The following is a 16,506-nucleotide window of genomic DNA, read 5'->3' on the forward strand; positions in this document are numbered from 1 at the left end:
CGACTCCGGTGTCGTGCCGCCTGGTCTGACGGCGAATCTAGCCGCCGTCCTGACTCGCCATCCCTTCCATCCACGCGTCGAACGCGGACACGGCCGCGTCGTCGGCGCGATCGGCGTTCGTTACCAGCATGTAGTCGTCGGCACGCCAGACGGGCGACGCGATGGGACACACGAGGCGCCCTTCGGCAAGATCGCGCCCGATCAGCGGCAGCGATGCCAGCGCCACGCCGAGCCCCTCGATCGCCGCGCCCAGCTGAAGATTCACGTGATCGAATTCAACGTGGCGCGCGGCCCGCAGATCGGGCGCACCCGCTTCCTTCAACCAGTGCGACCAGGCGGAGCGCGTCGTGGCCGAATGCAGCAGCGTGTGATGACGCAGGTCGGTCACGCTCTGTATCGGATGCCGGCGCAGCAAGGCGGGGTTGCAAGCCGGCACACGCGGGTCGGGCATCAACGGACGCGATACGACGCCCGGCCCTTGCTCGGGACCTGAGCGCACGCCGATATCGAAAGCGTCGGCGACATAGCGCAGCTTGCGCGATGTGGTCGACACCCTGACGTCGATGTCGGGGTACCGCGCATGGAAATCGGCGAGCCGCGGCAGCAGCCAGCACAGCGCAAAGCTCATCGGCACGTTCACCCGCACGACGCCGGATATCCGGTGCGCGAACCGGTTGTGGCGCAGCCGCACCACCGCGGTGCCGAGGCGCTCGAACGCGTGGCTGACGTCGTTCAGCAACGCGGCCCCTTCGTCGGTCAGCACGACGCCACGCGGGCGACGATCGAACAACGGCAGGCCGAACCAGTCCTCCAGCAACCGGATCTGTTTTCCGACGGCCCAGTGGGTGACGTGCAGTTCCGCCGCGGCACCGGCGAAGCTGCCGTGCCGCGCGACCGCATCGAAAGCGCGCAGCGCATTGAGCGGGGGCAACTCGTCCCGGTGCTTCGAAGCCCCTCGGCTTTCATCCATGACGTGACTTTTTCTCTCTGGTGACGGGATTTTAGCTCAATTGAAATGGCTGGCGCCTCGGTCATAGAATTTACGCGTCGAGCCTCAAAACCCCACCGCGAGCGCCTCCCATTCATCGCTCGTACGGAGAGAATGACAATGCGCTTGCCCGTTTTTTCCCCTCCCGTCGTGCGGGAAACCGCACCGTCGAGGCCGCGCGTGCTGTGGCTGTCCTGCGTGGCGCATGCAATACACGATGGCTACACGGACATGATCTACGCGCTGCTCCCCGTGTGGCAGTCGGAATTCGCGCTCGACTTCGCGGCCCTTGCCATCCTGCGCGGCGTCTACGCCGGCACGATGGCGACGCTGCAGTTGTCCGCGGGGCGTGTCGCGCAACGTCTGGGCAGCGGCGCGACGCTCGCAATCGGTACGCTGCTCGCCGCGCTCGGCTATGCGCTCGCGGGCATGTCGGGTGGCCTGCTCGGGTTGGGCGTCGCGCTCGCGATCTCGGGCGGCGGCTCCAGCACGCAACATCCGATCGCGTCGGGCGCCGTCTCCCGCGTCTATGGGCGCGATGCGAGAGGCCCGCTGAGCATCTACAACTTTTCCGGCGACCTGGGGAAATCCGCACTGCCGGCCGCCATTTCGCTGCTTGTGACCATGATGCCGTGGCGCCATGCGCTATGGATCGTCGCCGGGCTCGGTTGCATCGTGGCCGCCGGCATCGCGCTCTGGTTTCCCGCCGTGCCCCGCGCCGCCGCGCAGGCGACGGCAAAAGAGCCAGCGCCCGCTCGACGCGGCGGCACCGGAGGAAGCGGATTCTCCGCGCTGTTTTCCATCGGCGTGCTCGATACGGCCGTACGCATGGGACTGCTTACCTTTCTGCCTTTCCTGCTGAAGGCAAAGGGCGTCTCGCCGCAACTGCTGGGAACGGCGCTTGCACTCGTCTTCATCGGCGGTGCGGCCGGCAAATTCATGTGCGGCTGGCTCGGCGCGCGCATGGGGACGGTGAGGACGGTGTTGCTCACCGAGGGCGGTACGGCGGCGTGCATCGTCGCGGCGATCTATCTTCCGTTGACGCTTACCATGGTGCTGCTGCCGATTCTGGGCATGATGCTCAACGGCACGTCGTCGGTGCTGTATGGAACCGTCCCGGAGATGTCCGCACCCGAGCGCACCGAGCGCGCATTCGCGATTTTCTATACCGGGACGATCGCATCGGGCGCGATCTCGCCCGTTCTCTACGGTTTCCTGGGCGACAGGATCGGTGTGCACGGCGCCACGTATGCGACCGCGTTGACCGCGCTGGCGATTTTTCCGCTCGCTCTCGCACTGCGCTCGCATCTGACAGACCACTCACGGGATGAACACCATGACGAAGCCTGACTACCCGAGCGTCGCCCTCGTCGGCCCGGGCGCGATCGGAACGACCGTCGCCGCGGCCCTTCATGAAGCCGGCCGCACGCCGGTGATCTGTGGCCGCTCGGCGCACGAGCAGTTGACGTTGCGCTTCGATGGCGGCGAGATCGTCGTGCCCGGGCCCGTGCTGACCGATCCGCAAGCGGTCCACGAACGGTTCGATCTCGTGTTCGTCGCGGTCAAGTCGACGCAGATCGCGAGCGCGGCACCGTGGGTCTCCACGCTATGCGATGCGGATACCGTCGTCTGCGTGCTGCAAAACGGCGTCGAGCAGAAAGCCGCCTTCGCACCGTATGCGGCCGGCGCCACGATCGTGCCGTCGATCGTCTGGTTTCCCGCGCAACGCGAATCGGGCACGTCGGTGTGGCTGCGGGCCACGCCTCGGCTCACGCTGCCCGATACGCCGGCGAGCAACGCGGTGGTTTCGGCTTTGCGCGGCACGCGATGCTCGCCCGAGCTGGCGGAGGATTTCATCTCGCTCGCGTGGCGAAAGCTTTTGCAGAATGCAGTGGCGGGGCTCATGGTGCTGACCGGTCGCCGCGCCGGCATGTTCGCGCGAAGCGACATCACCGACCTGTCGCTCGCGTACTTGCGGGAATGTCTCGAGGTCGCGCGTGCGGAGGGGGCGAAGCTGGGCGATGAAGTGCCGCAGGAGATCGTCGACGGATTCCATGGCTTTCCGCCCGATTTGGGGACGTCGATTCTTGCCGACCGGCAAGGCAACCGTCCGCTCGAATGGGACTGCCGGAATGGCGTCGTGCAGCGCTACGGACGAACGCACGGCATTCCGACGCCGATCAGCGATCTGGTCGTGCCGCTTCTCGCGGCCGCGAGCGATGGTCCGGGCTGATGGCGAGGCACGCTATAGCGCGACGTAATGCAGCGCGCTGCGTGCGACGTCTTCATCTTCCAGCCGCGCAATGAGGCACGCGGCCAGATACTGCGAAGCAAAGCAGCCGCCCGCCGTGGCGATGGCAAAGCGTGTTAACGTATGACGAAAGAGCGGCGAAGTACGATGCAATCGCCTTCGCCACCCGCCCGGCGCGCTCCGAAGCGACATCAATGCCGGTAAAGATTTACCCACCTAACAAATAGTTACCGTTCGTTTCAAAGATATCCAGATAGTGAGCCGCGCCCCGGCTATTCTTCCGTCACCCACAATAACCATCCCATGGGGGTGACATATGAACAATATGATCAAGAGCGCCCTGTGCGCCGCGTTCGTCCCATTCGTCCTCGCCGGTTGCGGCGGCGGCGACGACGGTGGCGGCACGCAAACCGGTACGCTGCACGTCGCGATGACGGATGCGCCATCGTGCGGCTTCGACCACGTGTACGTCACCGTCTCGCAAGTCCGCGTCAACGCGAACGCGAACGCCGCCGACAACGACGCCGGCTGGTCGACCGTTTCCCTCGCGACGCCGCAGAAAATCGACCTGCTGTCGCTCACCAACGGCGTGCTCGCCGATCTCGGCCAGACCGCGCTGCCTGCCGGCCAGTATCAGCAAGTCCGGCTGGTGCTCGCGCAGAACCAAGGCAACACCCTCGCCAACTCGGTCGTGCCGACGGGCGGCACGGAACAGGCGCTCGCCACGCCGAGCGCGACGCAAAGCGGCTACAAGATCATCCAGCCGTTCACGGTCCAGCCCAACACGCTCGTCGACCTCGTGCTCGACTTCAATGCATGCAAGTCGATCGTCCAGCGCGGCAACGGCTCGTACGCACTGAAACCCGTCGTCACCGCGATCCCGACCGTCGTGAGCGGCGCGATCTCCGGTTACGTCGCATCCGCCGAAGCCGGCGCGACCGTCTATGCGGAACAAGGCGGCAAGGTCGTCCGCGGCACGGTGGCCGACAGTTCCGGGAAGTTCGTGCTGTCGCCGCTGATCCAGAGCTCGACGCAGGGCAACTACGATGTCGTGATCGTGCAGAACAACTTCGCGTCGGGCATCGTCCGCTCGGTTCCGGTGGTCGTGAACACGACCACGGCGGTGTCGGCGTCGAGCGCGCCGATCACGCTGCCGGCCTCGACGATGAGCACCGTCAGCGGTACGGTCACGGCCAGCGCGAACGCCTTCGTGCGCGCGCTGCAGACGATCGACGCGAACGCCTACGAGATCACGTCGATCAACGCGAACATGGACACCGGCGCTTACGCGCTGTCCGTGCCCGCGGCTGCACCGATCGTCGGCACCTACTCGGGCTCGCTGCCGGTCGCGCTTGCCGCGGCGCCGGCCGCCGCAGGTCAATACACGATCGAGGCCGACGCGGCATCGGGCGCGACGCAGTCGGCGAACGTGAACGCAACGACCAGTCAGTCCAACGTCAACTTCAGTTTCTGACGCGCTGACCGCATCATCGAAAGGGCCGAACGGCCCTTTCCTACCAACGGGAGAACGAAGTGAAAAAAGGGGTGATCGCAGTGCTCGCAGCGGCGAGCATGGTGGGCGCGCTCGGCGGGTGCGTCGCCTATGTTCCGGGCCCACCGGTCGTGGTCGCGCCGCAAGGCGGGCCGGGGAATGGATTCTGTCCGCCGGGACAGGCCAAGAAAGGCAACTGTTGACGAAATGCCCGCGGCAATCGCGGGCATTTTTTCATCCATCGCGCGAGCCGACCGACGTCCACGCGTGACGGTTCGACGAACGCCCTGTTCTTTCCACGTCGTCAGTCACTCCGCCATCCTCGGCGGCTACGTCAGTAGATATCGCTACAACGTTTCGGCGGCACCAGTTTCACTCGACGCGGGGAGTGAGCGCGCGCCTCGCCTGCCGGATCGCGTCGTCGCCGGGCCGACGCCGCAGGACATCGTTACGATATCCTGCGACTCGAGCGGTTCAACGCATACACTGAAAGCACGCCACGGCGAACGCCCGTCGCCCCATCGCACGCTTTCGCCGACACCGTTCCGGATGCAGCCGGACGGCAGATGCAGGCCCATACGTGAAACCGCCCCAATGACCATCGATCCCGGCTCCATTCCTTACTATCTCGTCCTGCGGGCCGGTTGGCCACCCTATGTGTTGAATGCGGATCGTCAAGTGCTGCGCCGCCAGGCGAGTCCGCTCTTGCTGGCATTCGCGCGCACGCGCGGCGCGATCGCCCATGTCGACGACAGCGCGTGGAACGTCTTCTCCGACAGCGAGGGGCTCACGGCAGTCGAACGTCGCGAGACCGGTTTCTTTTCGCTGGTCGCGGGAAACGAGACCGAACGTCAGTTGCAGTTGCTGGCCACGCTCTGACGTCGTCGCCGGGCGTGCCGCCGCGTGCCTGCGCCGCCCTGGAATAAATCGACCGCTCGGCAAACGATGCGCGTATGATGAGTCCATCCGCGCGATCAGCCGTCCTTTGACCGTTCGCCCCTCCACCCGCCCGCTTGCTGCATCGCCCCTCCTTCGCGCTGCAACGTTGTCCCCTTCACCCATCGGCCCGCCCCACAACGGGAATACTGGCCGGATGTGTTCGCCCATGCGACTCGTCGTGGCCGAACGCCAGGAGTTCGTCATGAGCATGCACGTTTATCGTGGATTCGAGATTTATCCACTCATTTATCCTCACGTGCCGGCGCTGAATGGCAGCCCGCACAACTACGACGCCGGGTTCGACGCGGCAGTCAAGATTTGCCTGCGCGGCACCACCGATACGCTGACGCAGAGCCAGACCTTCATACTGGGCGACACGTCGCCATTCGACAACGCCGGCGACGCGCGTCGCGCATCGGTGCGCTATGCCGAGAACATCATCGACGACAATCACGGCAAACAGGGATTCTTCGCCAGCGCGTGCTGATGCGGCTCGTCAATGCCATACGGCTTTTTGGTATTTTGGAGGTCGAAATGATCATCGACGAACTGCTCGGCTTGATCAGGCGGCATGAAGTCGCCCGGATCGACACCGCCGTGCCCGCCACAATCGCCGATTCGGCGATGTGCCATCAACCCGAGCTGCACATGTTCATGGCGGTACGTGCGCTATCGATCGGAGCAGGCTATTCGGAATTCGAATCCGACGAGATAGCCAGCGCCGTCATGACGCGGCTCGGCTAACTTTCCGCTCCAACCTTTCCAGACAGGATCTACATGACGACAATCACGCCGAAGCTGAACGAACCGATCGATGTCACGCTGCGACGATTCCGGCGCGACATCGAGAAAACCGGGCTGATTCGCGAGTTGCGCAGTCGTACGAGCTACGAGAAGCCGACGACGGAGCGCAAGCGGAAAAAAGCCAGCGCCGTTGCCCGACAGCGCTTGCAGACAAAGCGCCTGTTGCCGCCCCGGAAAATGTACTAGGCGCACATCGTGTACACCACACCGGCCGAGGCACCTGCGTTCTTGCCGCTGACGAAATGCGAAGTCGATTTCGATCGGCAGAACGACATGGTGACACTGCTGCCGAGCTTCTACGCCTTCGGGTGCGAGTACACCAGCCGCGGGTTTCTGATCGCGCGCGGCGATGCGTTCAAGCTGATCGCCGCGCTCGAGAAGGCGCTCAGCATTCAGGAGTGAGCCGACACCGGCGCGGCAGTCCACTCGTCGGATTGCCGGCGTCGAGGTTTTTCATCATCCAGCCCGTCGCCGCGTGCGCGAATCCCGAGCCCGCCACGCACTAGCGACGGAAGTGCGTCGTTGTCGTTGCCGATCACGCTGCAGCCTGCCTTGATCGCGTGCGGCTCGGCGTCCGGCGTCAGCTTCCTCTCCACACATGTACGCAGCCCCTGACAGGGATGCAGCGACCGGCCATGAAGGCCGCGGGCCGACTCAACGTCTCGTCGTCTCCACGCAGGCAGGCCTGCAATACGCGATGCACGACGTCCGGTGATAAGCTCGACGTCGACGCGCCGTCGCGCATCCCGTCATCCGACCGACCCTACGCCTCCCGCGAGTCCGCCCATGTCCATCGCACCTGCTGTCGTCTCCGCCTTCACCCCCACCGGCAAGCTCCGCGCCTCGATCAACCTCGGCAATCCGATCCTCGCGAACCGCGACCCGGCAACGGGCGAACCGTTCGGCGTATCGATCGACCTCGCCCGTGCATTCGCCGAGCGCCTGTCGACCGACCTGGAACTCGTGGTATTCGACACCGCCGGCAAATCGGTGCAAGCGCTGACCGACGAGCGCGCCGATTTCGGCTTCTTCGCGGTCGATCCGCTGCGCGGCGAAACGGTCGCATTCACCGCGCCGTACGTGCTGATCGAAGGCTTCTATCTCGTGCCCGACGCATCGCCGATCCGCACCAACGCGGACGTCGACCAGCCGAACAACCGCGTGGCCGTCGGCAAGGGCAGCGCGTATGACCTGTTCCTCACCCGCGAACTGAAGGCCGCGACGATCGTGCGCGCGCCGACGTCGCAGGCCGTCGTGGCGACGTTCGTCGAGCAGCACCTGGAAGTGGCGGCCGGCGTGAAGCAGCAGCTCGAAACCGACGCCGCGAAAACGCCCGGCCTGCGCCTGCTCGACGAACGCTTCATGGTGATCCGGCAGGCGATGGGCGTGCCGAAGAGCCGTGGCGACGCGGCCGCCGCGGCACTGAGCGCCTTCGTCGAGGAAATGAAGGCGTCGGGCTTCGTCGCCGATTCGCTGCGCCGGCACGGCATCACGGGCGCCTCGGTCGCGCCGGCGGCCTGATCGAACACCGCGTGCCGTTGCCGCATGCGCACCCGGGCCGACGACGCAGGAAGTGCACCCCTCTCCCGGTACTCGAACGCCGACGGGTCACACCCCCGGCGAACCGTCGTCTCGGGGATTTGCCGGCACCGGTCGTCGTACTGACGAATTGGGCGATGCTGCGCGCGGCGGCGCGTCGTCGATCGGCCCGAACGAGCGGATCGGCGAGCTGCCATCGATCACGGGCATGTGACCGTCGAGCACCGGGCTGCGGCGACGACTAAAACGTCTGTCGTCGCATGACAAACCCTTACCCTTGTGCGAAAATCCGCCGACACTTGGACCTACCCCATTGTCACTGGAGCAGCGGACCATATCATCGAATCGGCAAAATTTGCTCGCCGAATTGCCGAACAGAAAACCGATATTCGCTGCGCGTAAAAACGACCGCTGCGCGGCCGGCCAAAGCACAATCGAAACACCCTGCAGCCTGACGAGAGCATGGCAACCATGAGCATCCAGATGCTGAGAGCCCGGCGGAACGCCCTTAAACATGCTCAATGCGTACCTCAATTAGCGCTTCCGCGCGCACCCTGCTCCGACGTCGTTCGACATCGGGTTCAGAACGAGAAGGTTCACCGCAAATGGCCGTGACCGTGTAACGCGTTCGCCGCACGCGCTGGCTGCGGCAGTGCGTGCGGCGCGTCCCGCGCGGTTCGATGTTTCCTCCGAGGGTGCGCGGCATGCATGACGCAGCCGTTCCTCTGACGTGCCCGGCGCACGGGCCGCCGCCGCGCCCATCGGTCTGTCGGCGACCCGTGCGCCATCCGCGTGCCCCGCGACGCTCCGTTCGCGCATCGCCCCTGAACCGCGCGCGGCCGCGTCCGAAGACGAAATGACGACGTGGGCGGTGTTGCCCACCTGCTGATGACAAGGATGACGCCCCGATGCGTGTGCTGATAGTCGAAGATGATCCCGTTCATGCGAAAGCCGCGACGCGCGTCGTCGCGCCGCTTGGACACGAAGTGGTTGAAGTGCGTGACGGCGAGTCGGCGCAGCGACTGTTGCGCGCGGAGCCGTTCGACCTCGTGATCCTGGACTGGCTGCTGCCCGCGATGAGCGGCTTCGAGGTGCTGTACTGGATTCGCCGTACGCTCGGCACGTCGCCCGCCGTCCTGTTCGTGACGAGCAAGACGCTCGAAGACGACATCGTGCTGGCGATGGACGCCGGCGCCGACGACTACATTACGAAGCCGTTCCGCGTCGCCGAACTCGCGAGCCGGGTGAACGCACTATTGAAACGCTCGACGCGCGATGCCGATCGCCTCGGCCTGATCCGCGCGGGCGACTACGTGCTGGATCCGCGCGAGCGCACGATCCTGTTGCGCGGCGCGCCGCTCAAGCTCACCCCGAAGGAATTCGACCTCGCGGAACTCTTCTTCGGTAACCTCGGCAAGCTGCTGTCGCGCAAGCTGGTCTGCATGAGCACGTGGGGACGCGAGCTCGATCCGGAGTCCCGCACGCTCGATACCCACATCTATCGGATACGGCAAAAGCTGGCGCTCGGGCCCCAGAACGGATTGCGCCTGAGCGCCGTCTACACGCACGGCTATCGCCTCGAGGCCGTGCCGTCGGACCACTATCACGCCGGCGCGTCAGTGCACCACCGCCCGCTCGTGCAGCCTGCGTCGCCGCCTCCGCTCGCGCCCGCAGGGCTCGAGTGCGAATGACGCCACTGTCGGCGCCCGCGTTCGCGCGATGAGCCACATCCGATGCTGACCGACGATGCGCGCTTTCCCGACGGTTCCATCCGCGAATGCATCGTGATAGGTGCATGCGTGCTGCTGCTGTGCGTGGCACTGACGTCGTCCGGCGTGCTGCGTCGCGCCGACCTGTTCTTCTTCGACATTGTGCAGCCGCTGCTGCAGCGGTCGTCGCCGCAGAAGATCGTGCTGATCGCGATCGACGGCGCGAGTGCGAAGGCGCTCGGCGGATGGCCGGTCAAGCGCGCCGATTACGCGACGCTGATCGACCGGCTGACCGCGGCGGGTGCGGCCGCCATTGGGCTCGACGTCGCGATGACGCATCCGGGCAGAATCCTGCCTGCCGGCGACGCGTGGCTGGCGGGCGCGATCGAGCGCAACGGCCGCGTGGTGCTGCCGGTCGTGGTCGCCGACGACGATGGGGACGGGTTGCCGAACGTGGCGCCCCCGCTCGAGCCGATCGCGCGCGGCGCATTCTCGATCGCGCAAGTCAATGCCGCTCCGGACGCGGATGGCGTGTCGCGCAGCTTCCATCTGCGCGAAGGTCCCCCGACCATCGACTACGAGCACATGAGCGCATCGCTGCTCCGCGCGAGCGGCGTGCCGTTCGCGGAATGCGACGAGCCGCCGGCACGTCACGCGATTCACTGGACCAGCGCATGCCGCCGCTACGTGCCGCTCGGTTCCACCCCGTCGTATCGCACGGTCTCGTTCCTCGATGCACTCGAAGGCCGCGTCGATCCCGGCTTGTTCGAGCACGCGATCGTGCTCGTCGGCCCGACCGCGAGCACCGCGGACACGCAGTTCGTCACACCGGGCCAGAAGCCGCCGCCGCGCGCCGGCGTCGAGTTCGTCGCGGAAGCCACTTATGCGCTCGCAAGCGGGTCGCTCGTGCGCAGCGGATCGTGGGCTGCCCAGTTGCTGTTCAGTCTGTCCGTGCTGCCGTGGCTTTGCGCGGCCCTGTACGCGCTCGGCCCGCGCGCCGCGCTGCTCGCCTCCACGGCTATCGCGCTCGCCGCATGCGCCGCGTCGCTGTTGGTGCTGAAGACTGCGCATCTGTTCTGCTTTCCGGCCACCACGGTGACCGCGTGCTTGCTGGCATACGCGCTCAGCGCATGGCGGCGGCAGGAAACGTTGCTGCGCTATCTGACCCGCGAAGCCGAACGCGCGATCGCAGACCCGTGCCTGCCGGGCGACGCCCCTGTTCGCATGAATGCGATCGATCCGTTCCGCCGGCGGGTCATCGTGATGACCGCGATGATCGCGCGCCTGCGGCGCTCCGCGCACCTGATTTCCGAATGGATGAACAGCCTGCCGGAAGCCACGCTCCTCGCGTCCGCTTCGGGAGCCGTGATGCTCGCGAACCGCCTGGCGCTCGACCTGTACGGGAAGGATGCCGCGCCGCGCGGTTCGCGGCCGCCGGCCGCCGGCCGACATGCGGCCCACGTGCTGCGCGAAATGACCGCATCGAACGACGTGTCGCGATACGTGCAGCGCGCGCTGCGAACGCTGGCCGAGCACAACGGCGGTGCGAACGCACGCGAACCGTCCGCGCCGATGGACGGCCTCGAGATCGTCGATGCGAAGCAGCGCTCGCTGCTCGTGAAATGCGCGATCGTCCCTGCGCACGAAGCGAGCGACGCGATGCTGATCTTTCACGTGGCCGACGTCACGCCGATGCGCGCTGCCGAACGCCAGCGCGACACCGCGCTGCGCTTCCTGTCGCATGACATGCGTTCGCCGCAAGCCGCGATACTCGCGCTGATCGAGCAGCGCCGGGATACGCCGGCCGAGTTGCCCGAAGCGCGGTTCACTGATCTCGTCGGTCATTACGCGCGCAAGACGCTCACGCTCGCCGACCAGTTCCTGTTGCTCGCCCGCGCGCAGGCGCGCTCGCCGAAAGCGACGAAGGTTGATCTCGCGCCGCTGCTCGGCGACGCGGCCGACGACCTGTGGGCGCATGCGAGCGCGAAGCGGATCAGAATCCGGTTGATCGCGGAACCGGGAATGCTCGTCGTCGCCGATGCGCTACTGCTGCGTCGCGCCTTCGCGAATCTGATCGACAATGCGATCCGGTTCAGCCCCGAGGGCGCGACCGTGACCATCGCGACCGGCGAAAGCGAAGAACACTTGCGCGTGACGGTCGCCGATACAGGTGTCGGCATACCGGAACAGCAATTGCCGAACCTGTTCACCGAGTTTTTCCGCGCGGATGCGAGCGACGCGAACGCCGGGCATGGCCTCGGGCTCGCGTTCGTCAAGCAGGTGGTCGACGCGCTCGGCGGAGAAATTCGCGTCGAAAGCGCCGTCGGCCGCGGGTCGGCCTTCACGTTGCTGTTGCCTCGAAACACAGCGCCGCGCGATCGTTGAAATTCGGCGCGTGGCGCCGCGGGCCACGCACGTCGCAATTTTTCCGATTCCCTCACCGCTTCGAAAGCGTCCCCGCGAGGTCGCCGCGCCACGCCCCGAATTTCCATTGCCTCGATTTAACAAATTTACGGTCTTTCCGCGCATGTCGGCGGTTATCAAAACCCGCAACAAAACGCATTAATCCTGTTGCGAAAAACCATCGAAAGCAGCCTAAAACCAAGGCTCGACCATGCCCGGACATGCCGCAAAGCCCCACCAGGCGGGTCCTCGAGCACGCCAGTTCTCTTTGTTCACATTTCGCTCACAATTATTCAGATTTGCTCCCTCTCGTCGCTGAATACCTTTCCCTTATTCTACGGATCAGCGGGTTCTTGCCCATTTCGATTAATCAAACATGCCCATGAAAAGGTATAAAAATTCGATTGGCTCAATTCACTCCTGGCGATCGAAATCAATCGATATAAATCGTTTTATTGCAAGACTCGTTTCCCGATAAATACAGTTTTCATCCGGCTCGACAGACATTCCACGCACCCCGGTATTCGGGGTTGGCCCGGTGCGTGAATGGCGCGCGCCGCTTACCGGCAGAAATCCATGAATAGAACTTACCGCACTGTGTGGAACGCGGCGCGCGGCGCAATCGTCGCGGTGTCCGAACTCGATCGGGCGAACGGCAAGGGGAAAACCGGAACCGGGGCCGACGCGCGCGGCACCGGCACGTCGGTCACGCTGAAGTCGCTGACCGTTGCCGTGCTCGGGAGCATGGCGATGTGGTCCGGCGGCGCGGCGGCGCAGGTGGCGGTTTCCGGCACGAACTGCCCGGGGACGGCGACCGCGAACACGAACAACGGCATCGCGATCGGCTGTACGGCGAACGCCGCGGCGACGAGCGGGGCGATCGCGATCGGCGCGAACGTCACGGCGAACGGCGTCAACAGCACGGCCGTCGGCATCTTTTCGCAGGCGACGGCTCAAGCCGCATCGGCCTTCGGTACGTCGGCGTCCGCGGGCGGTACCAATTCCGCCGCGATTGGACCGGCCGCGAAGACATCGGGCGCCGCCAGCACTGCGGTCGGCCCTTTCGCGAACGCGTCGAACACAGCCGCATTCGCCGGCGGCAACGGCGCGGCCGCGTCCGGCTCGGCTGCCATCGCCGTCGGGTCCGGGTCCGCCGCATCGGGTGACAATTCGGTCGCGGTCGGCCAGAGCGCGGTTGCAGACAATCTGGGCGGGACCGCGGTCGGCAGCGCCGCGCAGGCGACCGCCTCGGGTGCGGTCGCGTTCGGCAGCAACGCGACCGCGTCGAGCGGCAACGCGATTGCGGTCGGCTATCAGTCGACTGCCACCGGCACGAACTCGATGGGGTTGATGACCCACGCCGTCGCGAGCGGCACGCAATCGATTGCGATCGGCACCAACAGCACGTCTTCCGCCACCTCCTCCGTTGCGCTCGGCCCCACCGCGCAGGCCACGAATGCAGCCGCCACCGCGCTCGGCAACGGCGCGAAGGCGAGCGGCAACACGGCACTCGCGATCGGCGGGCAGGCAGTCGCGGCCGGCGACGGCACCGTGGCGGCGGGCCAGGGCGCAGGCGCAGGCTCGACGACCGCCAACACCGGCTCGATCGCGGTCGGTGTCGCGACCGGCACGCTCGTGAGCGGCGCGCAGAACACCGCGATCGGCGGTGGCATCGCGAGCGCGATGCGCGGCGCGGGCTCCGGCGTCACCGGCACGCGCAACGTCGCACTGGGTAGCGGCGACGGTACCGTCACGTACGACGGCACGCTGGCCGCCTCCGCGGGCAGCCTTGTATCGGGTAACGACAACGTCGCGATCGGCACCAATGCGGGCATCGGCGTCACGGCAAGCGGGACTACGTCGGTCGGTCTGAACGCGAACGCATCGGGTACGAATGCGATCGCGATGGGCGTAGGCGCTCAGGCGAGCGGCGCGAACAGCCTGAGCATCGGCACGGGCAACGTCGTCAGCGGCGCGAATTCCGCCGCGATCGGCGATCCGAGCACCGTCACGGGCTCGGGCTCGTATTCGCTCGGCAACAACAACACGATCAATTCGAACAATGCGTTCGTCGTCGGCAACGGCGTGACGGTGCCCACCGGCCTCGACGGCGCGGTCGTGCTCGGCAACGCGTCGACGGTGTCGGCCGCCGTGCAAACGCCAAGCGCGGTCATCGGCGGCACCACGTACAACTTCGCCGGCGGCACGCCGGCGGCCGGCGACGTGGTGAGCGTCGGCTCGGGCGCAGCGCCGCGGCAGATCCAGAACGTCGCGGCCGGGCGGATCAGCGCGAGTTCGACCGACGCGATCAACGGTAGCCAGCTTTATTCGTCGAATCTGGCGATCAACGCGTTGTCGACGTCGACGGCGTCGAGTATCACGTCGTTATCCACGTCGACTTCGACCGGGCTCGGCTCGCTATCCACGAGCCTGAGCTCGACCAACAGCACGATCACGTCATTGTCGACCGGACTGTCCAGCACCGACAGCAACCTGACCTCGCTATCCACGGCCACGTCGACCGGCATCGGTTCGCTGTCCACCAGCCTGAGCTCGATCACCACCAACAACACGAACCTCGGCAACAGCACGGCCGGCGCGATCGGCGGCGGCGCCACCTACGATCCGACCACCGGCACCGTCTCCGCGCCGTCCTACGTGACGTACAACAGCGACGGCTCGACCACGATCAACAACAACGTCGGCTCCGCGATCGACAACATCAACGCGAACGGCATCAAGTACTTCCACGCGAACTCCACCGCGCCGGACAGCCAGGCGCGCGGCCTGGACAGCGTCGCGATCGGCCCGAACGCGATTGCGCAGGTGGACGGCAGCATCGCGCTCGGCGCCGGTTCGCTCGCCGATCGCGCGACGGTGCCCACGTCCGGCATCATCCGCAACGGCAGTGCGTCGATCCCGTTCGACACCACCGACCAGACGCTGCTCGGCGCGGTATCGGTCGGCGATGCGACGAACAGGACGTACCGCCAGATCACCAACGTCGCCGACGGCACCGACCAGCAGGACGCGGTGACGGTGCGGCAGCTGACCGGCGCGCTGCAGTCGTTCGCGGTCACGGGCCAGAAGTACTTCCACGCGAACTCGACGGCGGGCGATTCGCTCGCCGTCGGCGCGGAATCGGTCGCGGTCGGGCCGACGACGGTCGTCAACGGCGACAACGGCGTGGGCATCGGCAACGGCGCGATCGTCGACCAGACCGCGCCGGGCGGCATCGCGATCGGCCAGGCGGCGAGTGCCGCACAGGCCGATGCGATCGCGCTGGGCAGCGGCGCGAGCGCGACCGGCGCGCAGTCGGTCGCGCAGGGGGCGAACGCGGTGGCGGTCAGCGTGGGCAGCGTCGCGCTCGGCTCGGGCGCGCGCGGCAGCGCGACCGATGCGCTCGCGCTCGGCGCAGGGGCCTCGGCGACGTTCGCGAACAGCGTCGCGCTGGGGGCCGGTTCGCTGACCACGGTCGGCGCGCTGACGAACTACGTCGCGTACGGGCTGAGCAGCCCGCAGTCGTCGGCCGGCGAAGTGAACGTCGGCAACCGGCAGATCACCGGGCTGGCCGCCGGCAGGAACGGCACGGACGCGGTGAACGTGTCGCAGCTCGATTCGGTCGCGAACCAGTTGACGACGTTGATCGACCAGCGCACGACCAACCTCGGCGGGCAGTACACGACGAACCCGCCCGGCGGCAACGTGCCGCCGGGGGCGAGCGGGTCGAATTCGTCGGCGGGCGGGTCGGGGGCGGTCGCATCGGGCTCGAACAGCACGGCGGTCGGCAACAGCTCGACGGCGTCCGGCAATGGCTCGACCGCGATCGGCGTGGGTTCGACCGCATCGGGCAACAACTCGACGGCGCTCGGCGCGGGCAGCAACGACGGCGGACGCTCGAACGTGGTCGCGGTCGGCTCGGCGGATTCGGCGCGCCAGGTCGTGAACGTCGCGGCCGGCACGCAGGGCACCGACGCGGTGAACGTGAATCAGTTGAATGCGAGCGTAGGCAGCACGCTGTCGCAAGCGAACAGCTACACGGACGGCCAGGTCGCGGGCTTGCGCAACAGCCTCGACAGCTATCGCCGCGACGCGGACGGCGGCACCGCGACGGCGATGGCCGTGGCCGGCCTGCCGCAACCGTCCGGCCCCGGCAAGAGCATGGTCGCGATCGCGGGCAGCGTGTACCGCGGCCAGTCGGGCCAGGCGCTCGGCATCTCGACCATTTCCGAGAACAACCACTGGATCTACAAGGCGGCCGTGTCGACCAACACGCGCGGCACGTACGGCGCCGTGGTCGGCGCCGGCTATCAGTGGTAGGCGTACGAGGCGATGCGAAACATGAAACGGAACGACAAGCGAACCATGAAAACTCAACAGG

14 protein-coding genes and 1 pseudogene are annotated in these 16,506 nt (G+C 66.5%); 12 read left to right on the top strand and 3 right to left on the bottom strand.

From position 1 onward, the window contains the following. Nucleotides 1-37: 37 nt before the first annotated feature. Nucleotides 38-970, bottom strand: coding sequence for a transcriptional regulator GcvA (gene gcvA, locus QZM72_RS02705; RefSeq protein ID WP_301737071.1), 933 nt, complete (start codon nt 968-970; stop codon nt 38-40). Nucleotides 971-1,108: 138 nt separating this feature from the next. Between gcvA and QZM72_RS02710 the strand changes: the two genes are divergently transcribed. Further along, nucleotides 1,109-2,338, top strand: a complete 1,230-nt coding sequence (locus tag QZM72_RS02710) for an MFS transporter (RefSeq protein ID WP_301737072.1) — start codon at nt 1,109-1,111, stop codon at nt 2,336-2,338. Further along, complete coding sequence (locus QZM72_RS02715) at nt 2,325-3,221, top strand: oxidoreductase (RefSeq protein ID WP_301737073.1); 897 nt, start codon at nt 2,325-2,327, stop codon at nt 3,219-3,221. The genes QZM72_RS02710 and QZM72_RS02715 overlap by 14 nt, the downstream gene beginning before the upstream one ends. 12 nt (nt 3,222-3,233) lie before the next feature. Here QZM72_RS02715 and QZM72_RS02720 read toward each other — a convergent pair. Continuing rightward, a pseudogene (locus QZM72_RS02720) lies at nt 3,234-3,344 on the bottom strand (AraC family transcriptional regulator); the annotation flags it as partial. A gap of 211 nt (nt 3,345-3,555) precedes the next feature. Here QZM72_RS02720 and QZM72_RS02725 point away from each other — a divergent pair. From QZM72_RS02725 to QZM72_RS02755, 7 genes are all read left to right on the top strand, one after another. Beyond that, nucleotides 3,556-4,713, top strand: a complete 1,158-nt coding sequence (locus tag QZM72_RS02725; protein ID WP_089471478.1) for a DUF4382 domain-containing protein — start codon at nt 3,556-3,558, stop codon at nt 4,711-4,713. Between the two features lie 612 nt (nt 4,714-5,325). Then, nucleotides 5,326-5,610, top strand: coding sequence for a hypothetical protein (locus QZM72_RS02730; RefSeq protein ID WP_301737074.1), 285 nt, complete (start codon nt 5,326-5,328; stop codon nt 5,608-5,610). A 262-nt stretch (nt 5,611-5,872) separates the two neighbouring features. Continuing rightward, nucleotides 5,873-6,157 (top strand): hypothetical protein, encoded by a 285-nt coding sequence (locus tag QZM72_RS02735; RefSeq protein WP_301737235.1) that lies wholly within the window; start codon nt 5,873-5,875, stop codon nt 6,155-6,157. A gap of 47 nt (nt 6,158-6,204) precedes the next feature. Further along, nucleotides 6,205-6,414 (top strand): hypothetical protein, encoded by a 210-nt coding sequence (locus tag QZM72_RS02740; protein WP_301737075.1) that lies wholly within the window; start codon nt 6,205-6,207, stop codon nt 6,412-6,414. Nucleotides 6,415-6,447: 33 nt separating this feature from the next. Continuing rightward, nucleotides 6,448-6,660: a 30S ribosomal protein S21 gene (rpsU, locus tag QZM72_RS02745; protein WP_089471480.1), complete on the top strand. Its 213-nt coding sequence runs from the start codon at nt 6,448-6,450 to the stop codon at nt 6,658-6,660. Nucleotides 6,661-6,669: 9 nt separating this feature from the next. Then, the gene (locus QZM72_RS02750; protein ID WP_301737076.1) at nt 6,670-6,876 is read left to right on the top strand and encodes a hypothetical protein; all 207 of its coding nucleotides are present in this window, start codon (nt 6,670-6,672) and stop codon (nt 6,874-6,876) included. A gap of 384 nt (nt 6,877-7,260) precedes the next feature. After that, nucleotides 7,261-7,995: an ABC transporter substrate-binding protein gene (locus tag QZM72_RS02755; RefSeq protein WP_089471482.1), complete on the top strand. Its 735-nt coding sequence runs from the start codon at nt 7,261-7,263 to the stop codon at nt 7,993-7,995. Nucleotides 7,996-8,082: 87 nt separating this feature from the next. Here the strand turns inward: QZM72_RS02755 and QZM72_RS02760 are convergent, their stop codons facing one another. Beyond that, nucleotides 8,083-8,529 carry a hypothetical protein gene (locus QZM72_RS02760; RefSeq protein WP_301737077.1) on the bottom strand — a complete coding sequence of 149 codons (447 nt, stop codon included), beginning with the start codon at nt 8,527-8,529 and terminating at the stop codon, nt 8,083-8,085. Between the two features lie 392 nt (nt 8,530-8,921). On the opposite strand from QZM72_RS02760, the gene QZM72_RS02765 reads away from it, so the two are divergent. The 3 genes from QZM72_RS02765 (at nt 8,922) to QZM72_RS02775 (ending at nt 16,445) form a co-directional block, all read left to right on the top strand. Next, nucleotides 8,922-9,704, top strand: coding sequence for a response regulator transcription factor (locus QZM72_RS02765; RefSeq protein ID WP_301737078.1), 783 nt, complete (start codon nt 8,922-8,924; stop codon nt 9,702-9,704). 42 nt (nt 9,705-9,746) lie between these two features. Then, the gene (locus QZM72_RS02770) at nt 9,747-12,107 is read left to right on the top strand and encodes a CHASE2 and HATPase_c domain-containing protein (protein WP_301737079.1); all 2,361 of its coding nucleotides are present in this window, start codon (nt 9,747-9,749) and stop codon (nt 12,105-12,107) included. Between the two features lie 564 nt (nt 12,108-12,671). Next, nucleotides 12,672-16,445, top strand: a complete 3,774-nt coding sequence (locus tag QZM72_RS02775; RefSeq protein WP_301737080.1) for a YadA-like family protein — start codon at nt 12,672-12,674, stop codon at nt 16,443-16,445. Nucleotides 16,446-16,506: the final 61 nt, after the last annotated feature.

This window comes from Burkholderia sp. AU45388 (genome assembly GCF_030481585.1).
Lineage (GTDB): Bacteria > Pseudomonadota > Gammaproteobacteria > Burkholderiales > Burkholderiaceae > Burkholderia > Burkholderia sola.

What these genes read in the sequence shown, in the direction of transcription:
- gcvA (WP_301737071.1), bottom strand. Translation starts at nt 970, where the DNA reads ATGGATGAAAGCCGAGGGGCTTCGAAGCACCGGGACGAGTTGCCCCCG.
- QZM72_RS02710 (WP_301737072.1), top strand. Translation starts at nt 1,109, where the DNA reads ATGCGCTTGCCCGTTTTTTCCCCTCCCGTCGTGCGGGAAACCGCACCG.
- QZM72_RS02715 (WP_301737073.1), top strand. Translation starts at nt 2,325, where the DNA reads ATGACGAAGCCTGACTACCCGAGCGTCGCCCTCGTCGGCCCGGGCGCG.
- QZM72_RS02725 (WP_089471478.1), top strand. Translation starts at nt 3,556, where the DNA reads ATGAACAATATGATCAAGAGCGCCCTGTGCGCCGCGTTCGTCCCATTC.
- QZM72_RS02730 (WP_301737074.1), top strand. Translation starts at nt 5,326, where the DNA reads ATGACCATCGATCCCGGCTCCATTCCTTACTATCTCGTCCTGCGGGCC.
- QZM72_RS02735 (WP_301737235.1), top strand. Translation starts at nt 5,873, where the DNA reads ATGAGCATGCACGTTTATCGTGGATTCGAGATTTATCCACTCATTTAT.
- QZM72_RS02740 (WP_301737075.1), top strand. Translation starts at nt 6,205, where the DNA reads ATGATCATCGACGAACTGCTCGGCTTGATCAGGCGGCATGAAGTCGCC.
- rpsU (WP_089471480.1), top strand. Translation starts at nt 6,448, where the DNA reads ATGACGACAATCACGCCGAAGCTGAACGAACCGATCGATGTCACGCTG.
- QZM72_RS02755 (WP_089471482.1), top strand. Translation starts at nt 7,261, where the DNA reads ATGTCCATCGCACCTGCTGTCGTCTCCGCCTTCACCCCCACCGGCAAG.
- QZM72_RS02760 (WP_301737077.1), bottom strand. Translation starts at nt 8,529, where the DNA reads ATGTTTAAGGGCGTTCCGCCGGGCTCTCAGCATCTGGATGCTCATGGT.
- QZM72_RS02765 (WP_301737078.1), top strand. Translation starts at nt 8,922, where the DNA reads ATGCGTGTGCTGATAGTCGAAGATGATCCCGTTCATGCGAAAGCCGCG.
- QZM72_RS02770 (WP_301737079.1), top strand. Translation starts at nt 9,747, where the DNA reads ATGCTGACCGACGATGCGCGCTTTCCCGACGGTTCCATCCGCGAATGC.
- QZM72_RS02775 (WP_301737080.1), top strand. Translation starts at nt 12,672, where the DNA reads ATGGCGCGCGCCGCTTACCGGCAGAAATCCATGAATAGAACTTACCGC.